The organism is Streptosporangiales bacterium (assembly GCA_009379955.1).
In the GTDB taxonomy this organism is placed as follows: Bacteria; Actinomycetota; Actinomycetes; order Streptosporangiales; family WHST01; genus WHST01.
Genome location: WHST01000041.1, coordinates 17,050 through 39,716 on the forward strand (window position 1 = coordinate 17,050; position 22,667 = coordinate 39,716).

At 71.2% G+C, this 22,667-nt stretch carries 20 protein-coding genes; 16 read left to right on the plus strand and 4 right to left on the minus strand.

The features are described 5' to 3' along the window. Genes GEV10_14195 through GEV10_14215 form a run of 5 tightly spaced genes read left to right on the plus strand, consistent with a single transcriptional unit; the run spans position 1 to position 6,713 of the window. Positions 1–1,341 carry a hypothetical protein gene (locus GEV10_14195; GenBank protein ID MQA79606.1) on the plus strand — a complete coding sequence of 447 codons (1,341 nt, stop codon included), beginning with the start codon at positions 1–3 and terminating at the stop codon, positions 1,339–1,341. Beyond that, positions 1,338–2,246: a glycosyltransferase gene (locus GEV10_14200; GenBank protein MQA79607.1), complete on the plus strand. Its 909-nt coding sequence runs from the start codon at positions 1,338–1,340 to the stop codon at positions 2,244–2,246. Before GEV10_14195 ends, GEV10_14200 begins: the two co-directional genes overlap by 4 nt. After that, complete coding sequence (locus tag GEV10_14205) at positions 2,243–3,502, plus strand: hypothetical protein (protein MQA79608.1); 1,260 nt, start codon at positions 2,243–2,245, stop codon at positions 3,500–3,502. The genes GEV10_14200 and GEV10_14205 overlap by 4 nt, the downstream gene beginning before the upstream one ends. 57 nt (positions 3,503–3,559) lie before the next feature. Then, positions 3,560–4,861: a hypothetical protein gene (locus GEV10_14210; protein MQA79609.1), complete on the plus strand. Its 1,302-nt coding sequence runs from the start codon at positions 3,560–3,562 to the stop codon at positions 4,859–4,861. A gap of 1 nt (position 4,862) precedes the next feature. Continuing rightward, complete coding sequence (locus tag GEV10_14215; protein ID MQA79610.1) at positions 4,863–6,713, plus strand: glutamate-1-semialdehyde 2,1-aminomutase; 1,851 nt, start codon at positions 4,863–4,865, stop codon at positions 6,711–6,713. A 157-nt stretch (positions 6,714–6,870) separates the two neighbouring features. Here the strand turns inward: GEV10_14215 and GEV10_14220 are convergent, their stop codons facing one another. Further along, positions 6,871–7,536, minus strand: coding sequence for a DedA family protein (locus GEV10_14220; GenBank protein MQA79611.1), 666 nt, complete (start codon positions 7,534–7,536; stop codon positions 6,871–6,873). A 176-nt stretch (positions 7,537–7,712) separates the two neighbouring features. On the opposite strand from GEV10_14220, the gene GEV10_14225 reads away from it, so the two are divergent. After that, positions 7,713–8,729 (plus strand): hypothetical protein, encoded by a 1,017-nt coding sequence (locus tag GEV10_14225; GenBank protein ID MQA79612.1) that lies wholly within the window; start codon positions 7,713–7,715, stop codon positions 8,727–8,729. An 87-nt stretch (positions 8,730–8,816) separates the two neighbouring features. On the opposite strand, the gene GEV10_14230 is transcribed toward GEV10_14225, so the two are convergent. After that, entirely contained in the window at positions 8,817–9,776 is a 960-nt protein-coding gene (locus GEV10_14230; protein ID MQA79613.1) for a WecB/TagA/CpsF family glycosyltransferase, read from the minus strand. Positions 9,777–9,831: 55 nt separating this feature from the next. After that, positions 9,832–10,836 (minus strand): sulfotransferase, encoded by a 1,005-nt coding sequence (locus GEV10_14235; protein ID MQA79614.1) that lies wholly within the window; start codon positions 10,834–10,836, stop codon positions 9,832–9,834. An 82-nt stretch (positions 10,837–10,918) separates the two neighbouring features. Between GEV10_14235 and GEV10_14240 the strand changes: the two genes are divergently transcribed. From GEV10_14240 to GEV10_14260, 5 genes are all read left to right on the plus strand, one after another. After that, positions 10,919–11,935, plus strand: coding sequence for a hypothetical protein (locus GEV10_14240; protein ID MQA79615.1), 1,017 nt, complete (start codon positions 10,919–10,921; stop codon positions 11,933–11,935). Beyond that, on the plus strand, positions 11,932–12,852 hold the full coding sequence (locus tag GEV10_14245) for a sulfotransferase (protein ID MQA79616.1): 921 nt from the start codon (positions 11,932–11,934) through the stop codon (positions 12,850–12,852). The genes GEV10_14240 and GEV10_14245 overlap by 4 nt, the downstream gene beginning before the upstream one ends. Before the next feature lie 25 nt (positions 12,853–12,877). Then, positions 12,878–13,792 (plus strand): glycosyltransferase, encoded by a 915-nt coding sequence (locus GEV10_14250; protein ID MQA79617.1) that lies wholly within the window; start codon positions 12,878–12,880, stop codon positions 13,790–13,792. A gap of 263 nt (positions 13,793–14,055) precedes the next feature. Next, entirely contained in the window at positions 14,056–15,153 is a 1,098-nt protein-coding gene (locus tag GEV10_14255; protein MQA79618.1) for a DUF4392 domain-containing protein, read from the plus strand. Further along, a complete protein-coding gene (locus tag GEV10_14260; GenBank protein ID MQA79619.1) occupies positions 15,150–16,652 on the plus strand; it encodes a M20/M25/M40 family metallo-hydrolase in 1,503 nt (500 codons plus the stop codon). Before GEV10_14255 ends, GEV10_14260 begins: the two co-directional genes overlap by 4 nt. A 68-nt stretch (positions 16,653–16,720) precedes the next feature. Here the strand turns inward: GEV10_14260 and GEV10_14265 are convergent, their stop codons facing one another. Continuing rightward, positions 16,721–17,518 (minus strand): UTRA domain-containing protein, encoded by a 798-nt coding sequence (locus tag GEV10_14265; GenBank protein ID MQA79620.1) that lies wholly within the window; start codon positions 17,516–17,518, stop codon positions 16,721–16,723. 54 nt (positions 17,519–17,572) lie between these two features. Between GEV10_14265 and GEV10_14270 the strand changes: the two genes are divergently transcribed. From GEV10_14270 to GEV10_14290, 5 genes are read left to right on the plus strand one after another with little or no spacing between them, the layout of a single operon-like run. Beyond that, positions 17,573–18,655 (plus strand): extracellular solute-binding protein, encoded by a 1,083-nt coding sequence (locus GEV10_14270; GenBank protein ID MQA79621.1) that lies wholly within the window; start codon positions 17,573–17,575, stop codon positions 18,653–18,655. A 31-nt stretch (positions 18,656–18,686) separates the two neighbouring features. Then, the gene (locus GEV10_14275) at positions 18,687–19,532 is read left to right on the plus strand and encodes an ABC transporter permease subunit (GenBank protein MQA79622.1); all 846 of its coding nucleotides are present in this window, start codon (positions 18,687–18,689) and stop codon (positions 19,530–19,532) included. Further along, the gene (locus tag GEV10_14280) at positions 19,529–20,326 is read left to right on the plus strand and encodes an ABC transporter permease subunit (GenBank protein MQA79623.1); all 798 of its coding nucleotides are present in this window, start codon (positions 19,529–19,531) and stop codon (positions 20,324–20,326) included. Before GEV10_14275 ends, GEV10_14280 begins: the two co-directional genes overlap by 4 nt. Continuing rightward, positions 20,323–21,429, plus strand: coding sequence for an ATP-binding cassette domain-containing protein (locus tag GEV10_14285; GenBank protein MQA79624.1), 1,107 nt, complete (start codon positions 20,323–20,325; stop codon positions 21,427–21,429). The genes GEV10_14280 and GEV10_14285 overlap by 4 nt, the downstream gene beginning before the upstream one ends. Further along, positions 21,426–22,592 carry an amidohydrolase gene (locus GEV10_14290; protein MQA79625.1) on the plus strand — a complete coding sequence of 389 codons (1,167 nt, stop codon included), beginning with the start codon at positions 21,426–21,428 and terminating at the stop codon, positions 22,590–22,592. Before GEV10_14285 ends, GEV10_14290 begins: the two co-directional genes overlap by 4 nt. Positions 22,593–22,667 lie beyond the last annotated feature (75 nt).

Below are 22,667 nucleotides of genomic sequence, written 5' to 3' on the forward strand. Positions count from 1 at the left end.
ATGACGCCCACCGAGGACACCGCAACGGCCGCGCCGACGCCCGTCGCACCGCCGCCTGTCGCACCGCCGTCCACCGCACCGTCGCGCTCCGCGTACGCGCGGAAGGCGCGCGGCGCGCTCGGGCGGCTGACCTGGGGTCTCGCCGACCAGGGTGTCGCGAGCCTGACCAGCTTCTGCGTGGGCATCGTCGTCGCTCGGGCGCTCAGCGCGGCGGAGTTCGGCGCCTTCAGCCTCGTGTGGGTCACGTTCGGCGTCGCCGTCAACTTCTCCCGCGGGCTCGCCACCGACCCGCTCGTAGTACGCCACAGCGGCGCACCGACCGAGGAGTGGCGCGCCGCCGTGCGCCGGTCGACGGGCACCGCGGTCGCGGTCGGCCTCGTCACCGGTGCCGCGTGCGCGGCCACCGGCCTCGTCCTCGGCGGCACGCTGGGCAAGGCGTTCCTCGCCCTCGCCGTCGTCATGCCTGGCATCCTGCTCCAGAACGCCTGGCGCTTCGCGTTCTTCTCTGCGGGGAAAGGCGCCCATGCGTTCGCGAACGACATGGTCTTCGCCGTCACCCTGGTCCCGTTCCTCTGGCTGGCGTTCGACCGGACGAGCGTCGCCTGGTTCGTGATCGCGTGGGGCGCGGCGGGCGCGGTCGCCGCCGTCGTCGGCTGCCTGCAGATCCGGCTGGTCCCCGACCTGACCGGGGTCGGTGAATGGCTGAGCAGGCAACGCGACCTGGGACCGCGGTACCTCGTCGAGAACGTCAGCCAGGGCGTGTCGACACAGCTGCACATGTACGGCGTCGGCGCCATCGTGGGCCTCGCCGCGGCCGGCACGATCCGCGGCGCGGAGCTGCTCCTCGGCCCGTTCGTCGCCGTACTGATGGGCGTGGCCATGTTCGCCGTGCCCGAGGCCACGCGCGTGCTGCGCAGGTCGACGCGGATGCTGTGGTACTTCTGCCTCGGCATCGGCGCGATCCAGGCCGCCGGCACCCTCGCGTGGGGCCTGGCGCTGACCTTCCTGCTGCCGGACTCCGTCGGTGAGCAGGTGCTCGGTCCCGTCTGGGCGACGGCGTCGCTGCTGATCCTCCCGACCACGCTGGCGGTCATGACCGCCGGCTTCTCGAACGGCGCGACCACGGGCCTTCGGGCGCTCGGCGCCGCCACGAGGAGCCTGAACGCCCAGGTGTTCACCTCTGCGGCCTACCTCGTCTTCGGCGTCATCGGCGCCGCGGTGGACGGCGCCTTCGGTTCCGCCTGCGGTTGTGCCTTCGCCACGCTGCTCGGCGCCTTCGTCTGGTGGCGGCAGCTGCACACAGGACTGCGCGATCACGAAAGGATGATGAGGATCGCATGACTCCTCGGCTCAGCATCGGCCTTCCCGTCTACAACGGGGAGAACTACCTCGCGGAGTCCCTCGACGCGTTGCTCGACCAGAGCTACGCGGACTTCGAGCTGATCATCTCCGACAACGCCTCGACGGACCGTACGGAGGAGATCTGCCGCGACTACGAGGCACGTGACGACCGGATCAGGTTCTTCCGCCAGCCGGTCAACATCGGGGCGGGTCCCAACCACAACTTCGTGTTCCACCAGGCGCGCGGCGAGCTCTACAAATGGGCGTCGCACGACGACCTGTACGGACGCGACCTGCTGCTGCGTTGCATCGAGGCACTCGACGCGGACCCGAGGCTCGCGCTCGCCCACACCTGGCAGGCGATCATCGGCGCGTCCGGCGAGGTCGTACTGCCCGTCGACTACACCCTCGCGACGGACTCGCCGGACGCGCCGGAACGCTTCCGCGCCATGCTGTTCGGCGTCGGCGGCGACGACTTCTACGGCGTCATCAGGCACGACATCCTGCGGCGTACGCCCCTGCAGCAGAGCTACCACCACGCCGACCGGACCATCGTGGCGGAGCTGGCGCTGTACGGGCCGTTCCACCAGGTGCCCGAGATGCTGTACTTCCGCCGCGACCACCCGGACCGCGCGGAGCGGGCACGGCCGACGATGCGGTCACGGTGCGCCAACCTCGACCCGCGAAGGGCGAACCGGTGGCGAAACCCGACGGCACGGCTCGTCGGCGAGTACGTGTGGGGCTTCGTCAGTGCGATCCGGCGCGCGCCGCTGTCGGCCGCAGACCGCCGCCGGTGCTACGCCCACCTGGGACGTTGGATGGCGAGCCGCGTCCGCGTCCGCCCGATGCCGACCATCGAGGACAGCGCGAACGCCGCGCGTGTGAAGGAGCCTGCGGTCTCGTGACGGTCCCCTCACCTCCGCGAATCGCGCTCTTCGGCCTGCTGGGTTCTGGCAACATCGGCAACGACGGCTCGTTCGAAGCGGTCCTGGCGCATCTGCGTGAGCACCATCCCGACGCCGAGCTGACGTGCGTGTGCACGGGGCCCGACGTCGTCGAGAAGCGCTACGGCGTGCGGGCGATCCCGATGCACACCCATCCCCCGGGCGCCGTGCACCGATCACGGGTGACGGCCGCCGTGCTGAAGTCCCTCGGGAAGGCCGCGGACGCGTTCCGCACGCTGCGCTGGGTGCGCCGCCACGACGTCGTCCTGGTGCCGGGCATGGGTGTCCTCGAGACGAACCTCCCGCAACGGCCGTGGGGGTTCCCCTACGCGCTCCTGCTGGTCACCGCGACCGGCCGGCTGATGGGCACGAAGGTCGCCCTCGTCAGCGTGGGCGTCTCGCCGACCAGGCAGCCGGTCACCAAGCGAGTGCTCGCCACCGCGGCCAGGTTCGCCACGGCCAGGTCGTACCGCGACATCCTGTCCAGGGACGCGCTGCGGGAGATGGGCGTCGACACGAGCGGCGACACCGTCTGCCCCGACCTCGCCTTCGCCTTACCGGTGCCGCGGGTACGGACGCCCGCACCGACGCGGACGGTCGGCCTCGGCGTGATGGCCTACCACGGGAACCACGCGGACCGGCACGTCGCCGACGACATCCACCGGGCGTACGTCGGCGCGTTGCAACGGTTCGCCGAGCGTCTGGTCGACGACGGCTACCGGCTGCGGCTGTTCACCGGCGATCCGGCGGACGAGAGCGTGTCGGCGGCGGTCGTCGCGTACCTGCGGGAGCGCCGCCCGGATCTCGACGACGACCGCGTCGTCGCGACGCCGCCGTCGTCGCTCGGCGAGCTGATGGAGGCGATGTCCGACGTCGACGTCGTGGTCGCCTCGCGCTACCACAACGTGCTGTGCGCGCTGAAACTCGGCAAGCCGACGATCTCGATCAGCTACGCCGAGAAGAACGACGTGCTGATGGCGCAGTTCGGGCTCGGCGACTACTGCCAGCCCCTGCGCGACCTCGACCTCGACCGGCTCACCGCGCAGTTCACGTCCCTCGTCGACCGCCGGGAGGAGCTCGCGCGGGGCATGCGCCGGCAGAGCGTGACCAACGCGCGGCTGGTCGGGGAGCACCTCGCCGCGCTGTCGACCCGGCTGTTCGCCGGCACGTCCACGTCCGCGCGGCCCTCCGCCGGATCCCGACCACGGGCGGGCTGAGGCATGGCGCCCGGCAGGCACTCCGTACCGACGCAGCCGCCCGAGTCGCGCTCGGCGGTGGCGCGGAAGGTGCGCGGCGTGCTCGGGCGGCTCACCTGGGGCCTCGCCGACCAGGCGGTCTCCAGCCTGACCAACTTCGCGGTGGGCCTCCTCGTCGCGCGCTCGCTGAGCGCGGCGGAGTTCGGTGCGTTCACCCTCGCCTGGGTCACGTTCGGTGTCGCCCTCAACCTCTCCCGCGGGCTCGCCACGGATCCGCTCGTGGTGCGCTACAGCGGCACGTCGCGCTCGGTGTGGCGCGCGGCCGTACCGGCGTCGGCGGGCACCGCTCTCGCGGTCGGCCTCGCCGGCGGTGTGGTCTGTGCGGTCGCCGGCCTGGCCCTCGGCGGGACGCTCGGCGCCGCGTTCGTCGCACTCGGGATGGTTCTGCCCGGCCTGCTGCTCCAGGACGCCTGGCGCTACGCCTTCTTCGCGGCGGGGAAGGGCGCGCGGGCGTTCGCGAACGACATGCTCTGGGCGGTCGCGCTGGTGCCGTTCCTCGGCCTGGCGTCCACCAGGGCGAGCGTCACCTGGTTCGTGCTCGCCTGGGGAGCCGCGGCGGCCGTCGCCGCACTCGTCGGCTGCCTGCAGACCCGGCTCCTCCCCGACCTGAGGGGCGTGGTCGGCTGGCTGAGCAGGCAACGCGACCTGGGGGCGCGGTACCTCTTCGAGAACGTCAGCCAGGGAGTGTCGTCGCAGCTGCGCATGTACGGCGTCGGCGCGATCGCCGGACTCGCCGCCGCAGGCACGATCCGCGGCGCCGAGCTGCTCCTCGGCCCGTTCCTCGCCGTGCTGATGGGCGTCAGCCTGTTCGCCGTCCCCGAGGCCGCGCGCGTCCTGCGCAGGTCGACGCGGACGCTGTGGCACTTCTGTCTCGGCGTGGGCGGACTGCAGTCGCTGGGCACCCTGGCCTGGTGCCTGGCCCTGCTCCTGTTCCTGCCCGACGCCGTGGGAGCCGCTGTGCTCGGTCCGGTCTGGGCGACGGCGTCGCAGCTGATCCTGCCGGTCTCGCTGTCGGTCATGAACGCCGGCTTCTCCGCCGGCGCGACCGCGGGGCTTCGCGCGCTCGGCGCCGCCGGGAGGAGCCTGCGCTCCCAGCTGTTCACCTCGGCCGCCTACCTCGTCTTCGGCGTCATCGGCGCGGCCGCGGGCGGCGCCTTCGGCTCTGCCTGCGGGTGCGCCGTCGCCACCCTGCTCGGCGCGGCCGTGTGGTGGTGGCAGCTGCGCGAAGGACTGCGCGACCACGACCGCGCGGCGAGGAGCCCCGCCCTCGCTGCCGCCACACCCAGACCCGAGTCCACGCACATCGACCAGGGAGCATGAGATGGACGTCGTCCAGGTACCCAGGATCGCCGGCGCGCTACTGCTCCGGCCGAGCCCGCACGTCGACGCGCGCGGCTTCTTCTCCCGCACCTTCGACAGCGCGGTCGTGCGTGCGGCCGGCCTCGACCCCTACGCGTTCGTGCAGGACAGCCTCTCCCGGTCGGTGCGCGGTGTCGTCCGCGGACTGCACCTGCGGTCCGGTGACGGCGAGGCGAAGCTCGTGCGGTGCTCCGCCGGCGCGGTCTTCGACGTCGTCGTCGACATGCGTCCCGACTCGCCCACCTACGGCAACTGGGAGTCGTTCGAGCTGTCCGGCGACACGCAGGTGACCCTGTACGTCCCCCGCGGGTGCGCGCACGGCTTCCAGGCGCTCACCGAGCCGGCCGACGTGGCGTACCGCATCGACAGGGAGCACGACCCGGCGGAGGACGTCACGATCGCGTTCGACGACCCCGAGCTGGCCATCCCCTGGCCGCTCCCCGTCACCACCATGTCGGCGCGCGACCGCGGTGCCGCGCCGGGCACTGCGCCCACCCCGGAGGCCGGGCTGCCCCGGTCGAGCCGGATGACCGAACGCCTGCACGCGCTGGTGCCGGGCGGCGCGCACACGTACGCCAAGGGCGACGACCAGTACCCGCAGGGGCTCGCGCCGATCATCAGCCACGGCCGCGGCGCGCACGTGTGGGACGTCGACGGCAACGAGTACGTCGAGTACGGCTCCGGCCTGCGCTCGGTGGGCCTGGGTCACGCGCACCCGCGCGTGACCGAGGCCGTCACGCGGCAGCTCGAGCGCGGCGCGAACTTCGCCCGGCCGGGCGCGATCGAGGTCGAGGCGGCGGAGCGCTTCCTGCGTACCGTCCCGACCGCGGACATGGTGAAGTTCGCGAAGAACGGCTCGGACGTCACGACCGCGGCGGTCCGGCTCGCGCGCGCGGTGACGGGACGTCCGCTGGTGGCGATCTGCGGGGACCACCCGTTCTTCTCCACCGACGACTGGTTCATCGCGACGACGCCGATGGCGTCCGGCATCCCCGGCGCGGTCGGCGCGCTCACGGTGAGCTTCCCGTACGGCGACCTCGCCGCGACCGCCGAGCTGCTGCGCAGGCACGACGGCGAGATCGCGTGCCTGATGCTCGAGGCCGCGACCCAGCACGACCCACCGGACGGGTACCTCGCCGGCCTGCGCGACCTCGCCCACGCGCACGGCTGCCTGCTCGTCTTCGACGAGATGATCACCGGGTTCCGCTGGGCCGACGCCGGCGCGCAGGGCCTGTACGGCGTCACGCCCGACCTGTCGACGTTCGGCAAGGCGCTCGGCAACGGGTTCGCGGTGTCGGCGCTCGCAGGGCGGCGCGAGATCATGGAGCCCGGCGGCCTGCGGTCCGGCGGCGACCGGGTGTTCCTGCTGTCGACCACCCACGGCGCCGAGACCCACGCACTCGCCGCCGCGATGGCCGTCCAGGACGCGTACGAGGCCGAGGGAGTCATCGCCCGCATGCACGCGCTCGGCGACCGGCTCGCGACCGGCGTCCGCGAGGTGACCGCGGCGACGGAGGTCGGCGAGCACGTCGTCGTCCGCGGCCGGGCGAGCAACCTGGTCTTCGCGACGCTCGACGGCGACGGCCGCCCGTCACAGGAGTACCGCACGCTGTTCCTGCGTCAGCTCCTGCTCGGCGGCGTCATCGCCCCGTCGTTCGTCGTGAGCGCCGCTCTGACCGATGCCGACATCGACCACACCGTCGACGTCGTCGCCCAGGCCTGCGCCGTCTACGCCAAGGCGCTCGACGCCGGCGACCCCGGCCCGTGGATGGGCGGCCGTCCCGTCAAGCCGGTGTTCCGCCTCCGTGCGTGAGGTTCGCGCCCGAGGTTCGCTGCCACGCCCCTCACCTCGCTCCAAATGATCATGTTGAGTGTGTCGTTTCCGTGATCCCAACGTGAATCGGGGGTTCCCACCTGCTGCAGGCGACGGGAACCCCCGAATCGCGAGGGGTACGCGGTGACCAGCGGCGTCAGCTCGGGCGAGTGCTGCCGTTGTGCTCCTCGGTGCCCTCCGTCGCCTGGGTGCCCTCGGTCGACTGGGCGTCCTCGGCCGTCTCGCGGCGGGCCTTGCGCAGGCGGCGGACGCGGGACACGACGAACCAGGCGACGGCGAGGACCACGACCGCGATGACGATCTTCTGGAAGACGCCGACGTACGTCTCGACAATGTGCCAGTTCTCGCCGAGGAAGTAGCCGGCGAGGATCAGCAGAGTGTTCCAGATCAGGCTGCCCATCGCCGTGAAGGCGAGGAAGATCGGCAGGGACATCCGTTCCACGCCCGCCGGGATGGAGATGAGGCTGCGGAAGATCGGGATCATCCGGCCGAAGAAGACGGTCTTGACTCCGTGCCGGGTGAACCACGCCTCGGTGCGCTCGATGTCCGACACCTTCACCAGCGGCAGCCGCGCGGCGATGGCGATGACGCGGCGGCGTCCGACCAGGGCGCCGACGTAGTAGAGGATCACGGCGCCGACGAGCGACCCGACCGTGGTCCAGACGATGGCCGCCACGAGGCTCATGTCGCCGCGGCTCGCGGTGAAGCCGGCGAGCGGCAGGATGATCTCACTGGGGATTGGCGGGAAGAGGTTCTCGAGGGCGACGGCGAGGGCGGCGCCGGGAGCGCCGAGGGTCTCCATGAGGGAGACGACCCAGCCGACGATCCCACCGGACGGTTCCGCGTTGAGTGGAGTGGCGATCACCGGATGAACGCTACAAACACGTCGCGTGGTCGGGCCATGCGGCCATCCTCCCTGTTTGCTGACGAACTCCACATCCGGCCCCCTGCGGAGTTCCGCAGGGTTAGCGTGAGGCGGTGACGGACGCGGACGGACTCGGTGGACCTCCGCCGCGTCGGTTCGACCGCGTCTCCGCGTGCCTGCTCGCCGCCCTTCTCGCCCTGCTCGCAGCGGCGGCGTACTACCCGTTCGACTGGAGCCCGCCGCGCGCGGTCGACAACGACGTCCGGCGCACCGCGGCCGGCACCCTGCGGTTCGGCGAGGACAACGTCGCGCGGACGCCCGGCACCCCGGCGTGGGTGGCAGACGCGCGGGACGGCGCACCGGTCCGGATCGACCTGCGGGTGCGCCCGGCCTTCCCGCAGCGGTACGCGCCCGTCTCGATCCTCATGGTGGCGCGGGACTTCTGGCACACCGACATCGGCATCGACCAGGACGGCAGGAACCTCGTCGTGTCGGTCGGCCGGCCGGGCGCGACGGAGAACGGCGACCCGCCGTTCGTCGTGGACGGTGCCTTCGGTCCCGGCAGGTGGACCGCCGTCCGGGTGGTGCTGGAGCGCGCCGCGATCGTCGTGGCCGTCGACGGGACGACCCGGGTGCGTGAGCCGCTGCCGGCGGGCTACCAGCGCAGCTGGGACGGCGGGCGACTCGCGCTCGGCGACGAGGTGCACGGCGGCCACGGCTGGCAGGGCGAGATCGCCAGGGCCGAGGTGCGGACGCCGAACCGGACGGTCGACTACGTGCGACCGGGCGCGCTCGACGTGCCGGCCGAGTCGTTCTACCTGCCCGACCACGTCGCGCCGTTCCCGCCGATCTCGCGGCTGGAGTGGGCGATCCTCGCGCTGCACCTGCTGTCGTTCGTCCCGGTGGGGTTCCTCGTCGCCCGGCTGCGGCGGCCCCCGTTCGCGATCCTGCCCGTGACGGCGCTCGCTGCGGGATTCGCCGCGCTGCTGGCGCTCGGCAAGTTCGGCTTCGACGGGCGGCACACGGCCGTCGCCGACGTCGCCTGCCAGGTCACCGGCGCCCTGGCGGGCGCCTGGCTCGCGCATCGCCGGCTCTGGCGGAGCCTTCGCAGGCGACGCTTCACCTCGTGACCGTGGACTTCACCTCGTCCCGGCACGAGGTGAAGTCCCTGCTGATCACGTTGACGTGATCAACGGGGAGCGCCCGCCGCACGAGCCTCAGTGTCCCTGGTCGGCTGCGCGGCGCGCGCGGCGCTGGCGGAGCACGCGGCGACCGAAGTCCGCCAGCTCCACGGTGTAGCGGTTGGTGAGGCGCCGCGGCTCCTGCACCCAGCGGTACGCCCAGCACAGCCCCAGCCGCACCACCCAGGACGGGTAGTACTGCAGCCGCTCGGCCAGGTGGTCGATCCATGCGCCGCCGGTCATGACGACGGGGACGTCGAGCCCGTCCAGGTAGTCGACGACGAAGCGCTGCTGGTACGGCGTCGGGATGCTCACGACGAGGAAGTCGGGCTTCGCCCGGGCGATCTCGGCGCGCATCCGCTCGAACGCGGCCGGCGTGTACTGCCGGTCGAGGCCCTCGCCAGGGGTGCGGTAGCCGTACGTGTGACCCGCGATGCGCAGGCCGGGGAAGCTCGCCGTCACCCGGTCGGCCGCCGCGGCAGCGACGCCGGGTGCCGAGCCGAGGAGGAACACCCGTGCCTCGCGCCGGGCGAGCTCCGCGAAGAGCGGCTCCACGATGTCGTCGTTGGCCAGCCGCCGCGGGATCCGCCTGCCCAGCATGCGCGCCGCGAGCATCACCCCGTGGCCGTCGGAGAGCACGTGGTCGAAGGCGTTGATCCGCTCCCGCAGGCCCGCGTCGTCGTGTGCCGCGACGAGGTAGTTCGGGTTCGCGAACGTGACCCGTAGCCGCCGACGCCCGTCGAGCGCGTCGCCGATGTCGGCGAGCAGCCGGTCGAGGTCGATCGCGCTCACCCGGACACCGAGGACGTCGACGCACGGGTACGGGGACAGTGGCGGAGCGGGCGGAGCCGAGGGCTCCAGGGGCAGCGCTGTCGAGATCAGCTCGCGCACGCCGACCACGTCACGCACAGCCACGTCACGGGCAGTGTCCACGCAGGCTTCTCCAGACAGGTGCAGAAGGGGCAGTCGACGAAACGTTACGGGTACTGGAGACATCACGTAGGTGACGTGCCGGTATCACGGACGCACCGTGTCCGCGGGTCGCACGCCGTCACCGGCGCGACGCCGGGCGGTCGGGCAGGTACCGGTAGCCGAGAAGACCAGGCACGGTCAGCGCCGTGACGAGTGCGCGTGTCGACCGGGGCATCTGCTCGCGCCACGCCTCGTCGAGGCGCAGCGGCACCGTACCGACGGTGAAGCGCATCGGGTTGCCCGCGACGCTGTGGTCGGTCGGCAGCTCGACGGCGTCGTCGCCGAGGAACGCCAGGTCGTCGACCGTGGGACGGTGCCGCAGGAACGTCGCCACCCTGGCGACGGACGCCCGTGGCGAGGCGACGAGGTCCTCGTACCGCAACAGCACGGACGGGACGCCGAGCGTGCCGAGGACGCCGAGCAGGCCGTTGTAGACGTCCCACTCCACGGCCGTGCGCACCGGCGGGTACTGCGCCATCGGCTTTCCGCCGCGGTCCGGTCGCTCGACCCGTTTCGACCAGGAGTAGCACACCCCGTGGCTGGACCGGACGAGATGAACCAGGCGCAGGTCGACGTCCGGCACCCGGCGCAGCAGGTACGCCGATGACGGGTACTTGGAGGTGTCGACGACGACATCGGCGTCGCTCACGTCGCGCACCGCCGCGTACACCCGCGACATCAGCTCCGCGTACCTGCGCAGCCGCGCCTGGTAGCGCGGCGAGACCGACGGCGCGGCCATCAGCGGGACGAACCTGACGCGCTCCACCGACTTGCGCAAAGCCCAGGCCTCGCGTGCGACCGATTCGTCCCAGCCGCCGAAGGCGCGCTCACCGACCTCGGTCCAGAACGGACATGTGTGGAACGACCGGCCACAGCCGCACATCCGGTCGTTGACCACGCCCTGGTCCCACAGGTAACAGAGCTCGCCGACCGCGCAGAAGCCCCTGGTCGCGCCGAGGATCCGGGACAGCAACGTCGAGCCGCTGCGCCCGTGGCCGCCGACGAAGGCGACGCGTACGGCACCTGGACTGCTCTCCGTCACCACACCTCCTCGGTCGGTCGCACAGGAGTACCGGACGTCCACGTTACGAAGCGATCAGCCGACAGGATGCGCGTTGAGTGAAAGGCTTCGTCAGTCGAGCACACCAAACGAGGTCGAGGAGTCAATGCCACGTCACCGTCGGTTGCTCGCGGTCGCACTCGTCGCCGCCCTCGCCTGCGGGGTCACAGCGGGCTGCACGCCACCGGGCGAGGAGAACGGCACGTCACCCTCCCCGGAGAGCACGCGATCGAGCGAGCCGACCGACCGGGTCGCGGGCGGTCCCCGACCCCCGACGAAGGGCGCGTGGATCGGCGCGGCGGTGCAACCGCGCAAGGTGACACAGGAGGGACGCGTGCAGGCGTTCCAGGAGTTCGAGAGCGTCACCGGACGCACCCTCGACGTGGTGCACACCTACCATCCGTGGGACGACCCGTTCCCGAGTGCGGCAGACGAGCACTTCCTCGAGCGCGGCCAGGAGCTGCTCATCGGCTGGGCAGGCTCGGACTCCCCCGGCATCGCCGCTGGGCGCTACGACCAGCTGATCAGGCAGCGGGCACGCGACGTGAAGGCCGTCGACGACCAGCTCATGATCGCGTACCGCTTCGAGATGGACCGCCCCAACCTGCGCAGCCAGGTGCGCTCGGCGAAGGACTACATCGCCGCGTGGAAGCACATCCGCGCGATCTTCGCGGAGGAGGGCGCGACGAACGTCGGCTGGGTATGGGCGCCGACCGCCAAGGGCTTCACCGAGGGGGACGCGGCCGATTTCTACCCCGGTGACAACCAGGTCGACTGGCTCGGCGTCGATGCGTACACCGGTCCCCGACTCCGGCCCTTCTCCGAGGTGATGCGTGCCTACATGGACTTCGCCGCCGAGCACCCAGGCAAGCCGATCATGATCGCCGAGTTCGGTCTCTCCGACCGTGACGGCAAGCGCCCCGCCTGGCTGAAGGCCGCACGCGAGTACGTCAAGGAGCAGCCACGGATCAAGGCGGTGCTCTACTTCAACGGCAACAGCGAGGCGCGACCCAACGCGCTGCTCGCGCTGCAACCGTCGGAGACGGGCCGGACGGCGTTCAACGACTGGCTCGCCGACCCGCACTTCAACACGCGCAGGCATCCGGTCACGGAGCCCGGATGACCGCCGTACGGGTCGGCTACCTGGGCGGGCTGGGCCGCAGCGGCACCACGCTGCTCGCCCGCCTTCTCGGCGCCCTGCCCGGCGTGTGCAGCGTCGGCGAGGACGTCCACCTGTGGGAGCGCGGAGTCGCCGCCGACGAGCGGTGCGGCTGCGGCAAGGCGTTCCACGACTGCGAGTTCTGGAGCGCGGTCGGCGAACGCGCCTTCGGCGGCTGGCACACCCTCGACCTCGACCGCGTCCGCCACGTCGCCGGCGCGGTCGAGCGCACGCGTCACGTGCCCCGGCTCGCCCACCGTGTCCCGCGCGAGACCCACCACCTGCTCACCGAGCACCTGCACACGTACGAGCGCCTCTACGCCGCCATTAGCGACGTCTCCGGCTGCCCGGTGGTGATCGACGCGAGCAAGCACAGCTCGCTCGCGTTCTGCCTGCGCTGGTCCCGCCGCCTCGACCTGCGGGTCCTGCACTGCGTACGCGACAGCCGTGCCGTGGCCAACTCCTGGCTGCGCACGGTCCGACGACCCGAGGTCGTCGGACGGGACGACTACATGCCCGTCTACCCGCCGGCGCGCACCGCCGCGCTGTGGTGCGTCGAGAACGCGTGCTTCGAGCTGCTGGGGCGCCGGGGCACGCCACTGCAGCGGGTGCGCTACGAGGACTTCGTCCGCGACCCCCTGGCGACGGTGCGCGCCGCCGCCGACTTCCTCGGCACGGCCCGGCCGGCCGACTCGCTCATGTCGGGCGGCGTCGCGCACCTGCAGCCGTCCCACTCGGTGTCCGGCAACCCGATGCGGTTCGTCCAGGGCGACGTCGAGATCGCGGCGGACGACGCGTGGCACGGCCAGCTCGCGCCGCGTTCGGCACGCCTGGTCTCCGCGCTGACCCTGCCGTTGCGGTTCAGGTACGGGTACCGATGAGCGAGGAAGCGGTGCGGGGGTATCGATGACGAGCAGCCTTCCCGCGGTCACCGCGATCATCCCGACCGTGGACCGGCCCGAGCTGCTGCGCCGCGCCATCGCGTCCGTCGCCGACCAGGACTACGCCGGCCGGCTGAGCTGCGTCGTCGTGTACGACGGCACCGAACCGGATTGGTCGCTCAGCCGCGCCGGCGACCGGCCGGTGACGGTCGTGGTCAACACCCGCAAGCCGGGTCTCGCGGGTGCGCGCAACACCGGCGTCGTGCTCGCCGACACCGCGCTCGTGGCGTTCTGCGACGACGACGACGCGTGGCTGCCGGGCAAGCTGACCGCCCAGGTGCAGCGCCTCGCCGAGGTCCCCGAGGCCGTCCTCGCGAGCTGCGGCATCAGGATCGAGTACGGCGACAGCACGACCGACCGCCGGCTGCCGTCCGACACGATCGCGCTCGACGACCTCCTCCGCTCCCGGCTCGCCGAGCTCCACTCGTCCTCGTTCGTCTTCCGGCGCCGGCGGCTGCTCGACCTGGGCCTGGTCAACGAGGAGGTGCCTGGCGGCTTCGGCGAGGACTACGACCTGCTGCTCCGCGCGGCCCGCGCGGGACCGATCGCCAACGTCCGCGACGTCCACCTGCTGGTCCGATGGCACCGCGCCTCGCACTTCGTCCGCCGGTGGGACACCATGGCGGCCGCGCTGGAGTGGCTGCTCCGCGAGTACCCCGAGTTCGCGTCCGTCCGCGCCGGCGAGGCCCGCATCACCGGCCAGATCGCCTTCGCCCACGCCGCACTCGGCCGGCGCCGTACGGCCCTGCGCTGGGCCCGCCGCACGGTCGGTCGCAACCCGCTCGAGGCCCGCGCCTACCTGGCGCTCGCGGTCGCGGCGGGCGCGGTGAAGGCCGACGCCCTGGTGAGCCGCCTGCAGGCGCGAGGCCGCAGCATCTGAGTCGGCACGACAGCATCGCGACGGGCCAGTCATCCATCGCCGCCGGTCCGGCGCCCCGAGTGGGGTCACCGGTCGGGGTGATCACCACGACCTGGCTGCCCAGACCCGCCTGCCAGGCGTGCCGCGACCGGTAACGGTGGTCCAGGGACCCGGGTCGGCCTCGACCGCGGTGGGTGGCCGCGGATGCACGACTTCACTCCGAGGGCTTTGCGAAACCGAGGCAGCCGCTATAACTAGAGATAGTCAAACCCGGGAGCGCCTCTGTGACAGTACCCAGCCCCGATCCGCTTCGCGCCGTCGTCGACGACGGCGTCGCTGAGAACATCGACCGGCTCATCAGTCTCGACATGCGTGGCGACATGTACGTTCCAGAGCTCTACGCCGCTGCGCGCGAACTGGCCGGGATGCCGCTGATGCTTGCCGGCGCCCGTGCCGTGCGGAGCGCCCTTCACTGCACTGCCGCGGAGCAGCGAAGTACGGTCGCGCTGTTCACCGGTTTCCGGATACCTCCGACGGGCGTGCCGGAGACCGACGGAGTCATCGGCACAGCGGTGCTCGCGCATGGCATCGCCCGGGCCACGGGCGCCGTACCGGTCGTCGTCTGCGAGCCCGAGTGCTTCCCGGCCGTGCGGGCTGCCCTCGTGGCGGTCGGCCTCTCCGTCGCCGTCATCGACGACGCCTCCACCACGCCCGCCGCCGCGGACAGTTACCTCGTGCCGTTCGGCATCGGTGATGCCGCGGCCGACGTGGAATCGCTACTCACGGCTCAGTCGCCCGTCATGGTGGCGGTGGCGGTCGAGCGACCCGCCGCCAACGACCGCGGGTACTACCACTTCGCCGGCGGCATGCGGGTCGAGGGCGTCATTGCGCCGATCGACGACCTGTGGACACGGCTGCGTGACGACGGCGTCCCCACGGTCGCGATCGGCGACTTCGGCAACGAGCTCGGTACGGGCTACCTCGCGGCGACGGTGGCCGCAGGCACCGAGTCGGGGGCAGCGTGCGGCTGTGGCTGCGGTGGTGGGGTGGCGGCCGCGACGACGGCGGACGTCACGATCGCCTGTTCGGTCTCCGACTGGGGCGCCTACGGCCTGGCGGCGATGCTCGGCCAGCTCGCCGGTGTCCCCGAGGCCCTACCCGACACGGCGACCTACCGGCGCACGGTCGATGCCGCGAACCTCGCCGGCGCGATCGACGGGACGAGCCGGCTGGGGATCCCGGCCATCGACGGCATCGGCATCGAGTTCCACGCGCGGCACTACGAGCTGATTCGCGACGTCGTCGCTCACCCCAACCGACCGTCCATGAACAACGCCATCCGGCGCCATCGCGCCGGACTCCGATCGGAGCGCGCCCGATGACCGACCGTGTCCCCGACCTCGCCACGCGCGTGTCGATCGAGACTGAGTTCGGGTCGGCCGTAGACGCGAGGCTGACTGCCGACGTCGCCCGGATCGCTGACATGGTCCGGCAGCCGAGCGTCAGCATCGACGGGCTGGGCGTGCGCGAGTCCGGGCACCAGCTCGCCGACGCCCTGCGCGAGCTGGGCTGCGACGAGGTCGAGGTCGTCGACACCCCCGCACATCCCGTCGTCTGGGCGTACCTCGACGCGGGCGCCGACCGCACCCTCGTCAACTACGGCATGTACGACACCCGACCGACGGGCGATCCCAAGTCCTGGACCGGCGGCGATCCGTTCAGCGGCACCGTCGCTCCGGCCGACGGCTTCCCTGCGGTGATGTACGGGCGCGGCGGGCTCGTACCGAAGGGACCGACCGTCGCCTGGCTGGCCGCGATCACCACCTACCGCGAGGCGCGCGGCCAGCTCCCGTTCAACATCGCCTTCCTCTTCGAGGGCAGCGAGATCATCGGCAGCCCGGGTTACCTCGACGTGGCCGCGCGCTACGCCGACCGCATCACCGACCCCTTCGGATGTGTCTATCTCCGCGCCTCGCAGAAGCTCACCGGCGAGATGCAGCTCTTCCTCGGCTACAAGGCTTTCTTCACCATCGAGCTCACCGCCAGCGGAGCGTCGTGGGGCCGTGGTCCGTCGACGGCGGCCGTGCACAGCGCGAACCGGACGATCGTCGACAGCCCGACCGAGCGGCTCGTTCACGCTCTCTCGACACTCGTGACGCCCGACGGTGAGATCGCCGTGGAGGGCTGGCGTCCGGGCTACACCGGTGACGTCCTCCGCCCCACGGAGAAGCCGCTGGTCGACGCGCTCGTCGAGCGCTACCGCGGCGCACCGTGGCAGGAGGTGATGCCCGGACTCGCCGGCGGCGGTGTGGAGCGTTTCGCCGGAGACGTGCTGGGGAAGGACGTCCTCGACCGCTACCTCTACGCGTCGAGCCTGAACATCCAGGGGCTCTACGCCGGCTACACCGGGCCGGGCACGCGCACGTACACCATCCCGTCGGCCGCCTCGGCACTGCTCGACCTGCGGCTGGTCACGGACCAGTCGACCGACGAGGTCATCGGGGCCCTGCGCGAGCACCTCGACGCGCACGGGTACCGGGACATCGAGATGGACGTACGCGGGGCGTTCGACGGGTGGACCAGCTCGCCCGACTCCCCGCTCGTGTCGGCGTTCGTCGACGCCTCCGAACAGTTCGGCGCATCCATGGACCTCTGGCCGCGCACCGGCGGCGGCGGGCCGTGGGCGGCACTCGCCCGCCGATTCGACGTTCCGGTGATCATGGGTGCGGGCGTCGGGACCGGGAAGCGCGGCGGAGCCGTCGACGAGTACCTCGTCATCGACGGCGGAGGCAGGGCCCCTGGGCTCCGCGAGATGGAGCTCTTCGGCATCACCTTCATCGACGACCTCGGCAGAGTGCTGGCGGCAGAGGAGAACCGATGACCCGGCAGCCCCCCGCCGTCGCTGCCCGCCCGCGCGCCGCGCCCCGCTCCTGGACGACCCCAGCGTGCTCACGGCCGCGTGTGCGGGGGATCCTCGAAGTGGAGCTCGGTCAGCGGCGTTGTGCTCCGGAAGCTGAACCGGCTCGACGGGTAGAGCGACGTGCCGGTGATGACGGTCGACCCCGCGGGGTTGGCACACCAGAGCTCGCGGGTGAGCAGGGGTTCCCCGACCCCGCACTCCAGCGTGCGCGCGTACTCCTTGGTGCAGATCGCCGCACCGATGTCCGAGCGCATCGTCACCACGCGCAGACCGATCTCCTCCATCACACCGAACACCGACGTGCGCGCGAAGTCGGCCGCTGTCGACTCGTCCGCCACCTGGGGAAGGAGCCAGCGTGTGTCCCAGGCGACGGGGACGCCGCGGACCCTTCGGCGGCGCTCGAGGTAGGTCAGACCGCTGTCCTCGGCCAGGCCGAACCGGACGGCGATGTGGGCAGGCGGGACGCGCAGCCCGAAGTCGAGGACCTCGCCGGACACGTCGGGGCTCTGTGTGCGCCACGCGTCGGGGTAGCCGTGCCCGGTCATGTGGTCGAGCTCGTCGGTCAGTCGCGGCGTGGCGAAGGTGCCCTTCGAGCGCACGCGGTAGACGGCTCCCGCGTTGACGAGTTGCGTGTACGCCTGGCGCACGGTCATGACGCTCACGCCGAAACGCTGGGCCAGCTCGATCTCACCTGGGAGGGGTGCTTCGACGCCGCCGCCGTCGGCCAGCAACTGCCAGAGATGGCGTTCGATGGAGACGTATGCCGCCTCGCGCTTGCCCGACTGTCGTGCTCCGTCGTCGGGATCCTTCGCTAGAGAAACCGGCACACCCCCACGGTATAGAGCTGCGAACGATCAACGCAATCACGAGAGGAGTTCCCGATGGACGAAACGAGGGTCCTTCACGTCCCGGTGTCCCGCCGCGCTCTGTTCGCCGGCGCGTTCGGTGCGGCCGGCCTGGCCCTGCTCCCCGGCTGCACCATCGGAGGTGGCAAGGGCGACGGCAAGGCCACGACCAAGCTGACGGCGACCGAGTGGGGCGGCGTCTGGGATCAGGCCCTGACCCAGATGGCGGCCGACTTCACCGAGGCGACCGGGTTCACCATGGTCAACTCGATCGACAACAACAACGGCCTGGTGAAGATCCAGCAGAATCCCGACCTCTACCAGGTCGCCTGGCTGACGGCCGACAAGTCGACCGCTGGCCTGAGGTCCGGAGACGTGCAGGCCATCGACACCAAGAAGGTCGAGCGGTACGCCGACCTCTACCCGAACATCGTGAAGGCGCTGCGGATCGAACAGGGGCTCTCCGGTGTCCCGGTGAGCTGGGGTGCCACCGGCATCCTCTACCGACGTGACCTCGTGGGCTGGGACATCAAGACCTGGAAGGATCTCTGGGACGAGCGCCTCGCCAAGTCGATCGCCATCCAGGCGATGCCCGCGCTCGGCTCGGCGTCGACGGTCCGGATGGCCGCACGCACGTGGGGCTCGGGACCGGACGACCTCGACGCCGCATGGGCCGCCCTCGAGAAGCTCGCGCCCAACGTGCAGTACCAGTACACGATCAGCTCGGACACCGTGAACAAGCTCGCCAACGGCAGCCTCAAGGTGGCCACGACGTTCGCGAACTTCGGCCTGCCGCTGGCCGACCGCGGCGTCGAGGTCGTCGTTCCGGCCGAGGGCGGGCCGTGGAGCCCGCAGGTGATCTCGATCCCGACGCAGTCGGACAACGTCGAGGGCGCCTACGCGCTCATCAACTGGATGCTCGATCCGAAGACGCAGGCACGCTGGGTCGAGCTCACCGCCGTAGGCCCCGGCAACCAGGAGACGAAGATCCCCGCGAGCATGAAGGGCCTGCTGGTCGAGAACGACGCCGTCGCCAAGGCGGTCTGGAACGACGACTTCCTCGAGATGGGGGCCAGCCTCGACAAGTGGGCCGCGCGCTGGCAGCAGATCTTCGGCTGAGGCGAGCGACCACGGACGTGAGGAGTCCGACATGACCCCGACGATCCCGCCGCCGGCCCGAACCACGCGCGTCAGGCCGGACGCCCGTGGAAAGCTCCTGGTGCTCCCGCTCTTCTGTTACACCCTGGCGGTGTTCGTCGTTCCGCTCGTGCTGCTCGTCCGCACGTCGTTCGCGGAGACGGTCACCGGCGGCATCGGCAGTTTCACTCTCGAACACTACGAGCGCTTCTTCACCACGAGGTTCTACTGGCAGGTCCTGCTCACCACGCTCGTCCTGTCGCTGCTCGCGTCATTGATCGTCGCCGTCTTCGGGGTGCCGTACGCCTACGGGTTACTGCGCAGGCCCCGCGGTCGGGCGTTCTTCCTGTTCGCTCTCATCGCGCCGCTGCTCGTCAACCAGGTGGTCCGCGTGTTCGGCTTGCAGATCCTGGTCAACTCGATCAACACGCAGCTCGAGAAGATCGGCGTGCCACAGTTGCCGTTCACCTACAGCTTCGAAGCGGTCCTGCTCGGGCAGGTGCTCTTCCTCTTCCCCTTCATGGTGATCGCCGTGTACTCCTCGCTCGGACGCCTGCCGCTCGCGGTCGAGGAGGCGGCGGCCACGCTGGGCGCGAGCCGCCTCCGCGTCTTCCGCCACGTCGTCCTGCCCGCGGCACGGCCGGGCATCATCGCGGGCTTCGTCCTCACGTTCACCACCTCGACCGGTGCGTACCTCATTCCCCGGATGCTGGGCGGCGGCAACGTCACGACCGTTCCCCTGCTCATCTACAACGACGTGTCACAGGGACAGTCGATCGCGATGGCCGCCGTCGTGGGTCTGGTCCTGACGATCATCGTCGTGCCCATCCTGCGGCTCGGTACGGGAAGGGAACGATGACCGTGCGCCGGACCTCCCTCTACAACTGGATCGTCGCCGTGGTCATGGTGCTGCCGCTCGTCGTCATCATCGCCGTGTCCGTCAACCCGAGTCAGTACTCGCTCTTCCCGCCCGAGGGGTTCTCCCTCACCTGGTACGCCGCAGCCTTCACCAACCTGGCCTTCGTCAACGCGCTCCTGCTCAGCCTGCAGATCGCGTTGATATCCACGCTGGTCTCACTCGCGCTCGGCACGTCGGCGGCGTTCGCGGTGCGCCGACTCCGGTCGAGCGGCGGCCGGGTCCTCACCGCCGCGCTCGCCACGACGGCGCGCATCGTGCCCGAGGTACTACTCGGGCTGGGCCTGTTCATCTACTTCGGCAACGTCATCCCGGTGGGCCTCGGCGCTCCGGCAATCGTCTTCGGCCATGTGCTGATCTGCCTCCCGATCGCGTTCCAAGTCGTCGTATCCGCCCTCGCCCAGCAGGATCGCTCCCTGCAGGAGGCGGCCGCGACCCTCGGCGCCGGCCCTCTCGCCACGTTCCTCCGAGTGACGGTCCCCACGCTCGCACCCGGGCTCATCGGTGCCGGGTTGCTGTGCTTCGTGTTCTCGTTCGACAACGTGAACATCTCGCTCTTCCTGGCCGCGCCCGGAGAGTCGCCGCTGCCGATCCAGATGTACAGCTACCTCGACTTCCGTTCCGATCCGATGGTCGCCGCGATGTCGTCGGCGCTCGTGGCGCTCGGCGTCGTGATCTTCTTCGTGGCCAACCGGGTCGGCGCACTCAGATTCCTCGAGAACGGAGCACTGCGATGATCGCCGCCCCGCCCACCGAGTCCTTTCTCTCGATCGAGGGTGTCACCAAGCGCTTCGACCAGGGCGGCGGCGTCTCCGACGTGAGCCTGTCGCTGCCGCGCGGCAAGATGCTCGTGCTGCTCGGTCCCAGCGGCTCGGGCAAGACCACGTTGCTGCGCTCCATCGCCGGACTGGAGCGTCCCGACTCCGGTGCGCTCACGCTGGACGGAGCGACGATGAACGGCATACCTACCCACAAGCGCGGTGTAGGGATGGTCTTCCAGACCTGGGCCCTGTTCCCGTTCCTCACGGTCGCGGAGAACGTCGCGTTCGGACTGAAGATGGCGGGGCTGCCGAAACGGGAACAAGTCGCGCGCGTCGCCGAGGCGCTCGACCTGGTGCATATGAGCGGCTTCGGCGACCGCAAGCCCGCCCAGCTCAGTGGCGGCCAGCAACAACGCGTTGCGCTTGCGCGTGCCATCGTCACCCGCCCGAAGTTGCTGCTCTTCGACGAGCCGCTCTCCAGCCTCGACCAGAAGATCCGGGTCGAACTGCGGACGCAGCTGCGACAGATCCAGCTGGATCTCGGCTTCACCGGCGTCTACGTCACGCACGACCACTCCGAGGCGCTCGCACTGGGGGACGAGATCGCAGTGATGCGCGACGGGTACGTCGTCGAGACCGGTGGCCCGGTCGAGATGTTCACCAGCCCGAAGCACTCGTATACGGCGCAGTTCCTGTCGGTCGGGACGACGCTCCCGATCGAGAGCGTGGACCCCACCACGGCGACCGTGACGACATCGTCCGGGCTCGCCCTCGCCCTGCCCGGCACCGCCGCGTCCGCGGCGGTCACGGGGAAGGTCGTCCTCGTGCCCACCCGGGCGGTGACGCTGCTGCCCCGCGGGACAGGTGAAGACACCGAGCGGGACGACCATGACAACGTCTTCGACGGCGAGGTCACCGCGGTCGAGTTCGAGCAGGTCAGCGTGCTGTACACCGTGCGGACAGCCGAGGGGAGCGTCGAACTGCGCAGCAGCGAGCCGCTCGACTCGCCGCTGGCCGGCGTCGGCGCGCCCGTCAGCATCGTGGTCGACGCCAGAAGGGTTTCGGTGATCGAACCGTGAGCGACCCGATCGCCACCGGCGTCGACGCCGACTTCGAGCGCGCGCGCGAACTGGCCGGCGTCATCCACTCCCGGCCCGAGCTCGGCTTCGCCGAGCACTTCGCCGCCGACGCTCTCACCAGGTGGCTCGGGGACAGCGGGTTCACGGTCACCACGGGCACCGCCGGTCTGCCGACCGCGTTCACCGCCGTGAGTGGATCCGGTGGCGGCACCGTGGCCTACATGGTCGAGTACGACGCCCTCCCCGGCGGCCTCGGTCACGCCTGCGCGCACCACCTCATAGCCGGCGGCGTGACGCTGGCCGCGGTCGCGCTCGCCGCGTCTCGTGGCGACCGGCCCGGACGGATCCTCGTCGTCGGCACTCCCGCCGAGGAGGGCGGCGGCGGCAAGCAGCTGCTCCTCGACGCGGGCGCCTTCGATGGAGTCGACGCCGCGCTGATGTTCCACGGCGCCGACCGGACGATGGTCGACCGTCCCATGCTCGCCTCGCTCGTCTACCGCGCGACCTTCACCGGAACCCCGGCCCACGCCGCCAAGAACCCCGAGGCCGGCAGGAGCGCGCTGTCCGCGGCGACCCTCCTGCTCCATGCCGCCGACACGATGCGCGTCCACTTCGGGGCAGACGCCCGACTGCACGGCATCATCGAGGACGGGGGTCAGGCGCTCAACGTCATTCCCGAACGCGCTGTCGTGGCGTTCCAGGCGCGTGCCGCGACAACCACCCGGGCACGCGAGATCGGGCGGTGGTTCGAGGAGTCGTGCCAGGCGGCGGCGACGATGACGCAGACGCGTGTCGCGGTCGACCGGCCGACGCCGGAGTACGCGCACCTGGTCAGCAACCCCGTGCTCGCCGCACAGTGCGCGCGCTACCTGGGCGATGCCGGTGAGACCGTCGAGCCCGTCGCCGCGAACGAGGCGACCGCGAGCACGGACGCCGGGAACGTGAGCCACAGGGTGCCTACCCTCCACCCGTTCGTCCGGGTGGCACCGAGAGGCACGCCCAGCCATTCGACCCTGCTGCGCGACGCCGGGCTGGAACCTCTGGCCTTCGACGGTATGCGGGCCGCCGCGAGCGCACTCGCCCGGCTGGGGGCCGATGTGCTCGACGACGAAGAGTTCCGCGCCCGGGTCCGGGCCGCGTTCGTCGACGACGCAACCCGGTAGAGGTGCTCGCTCGGCGAATCGGACACGGGGCGTCACCGTCGGCAAAGATCTCAAAATGATCACGCCGGTAAAGTC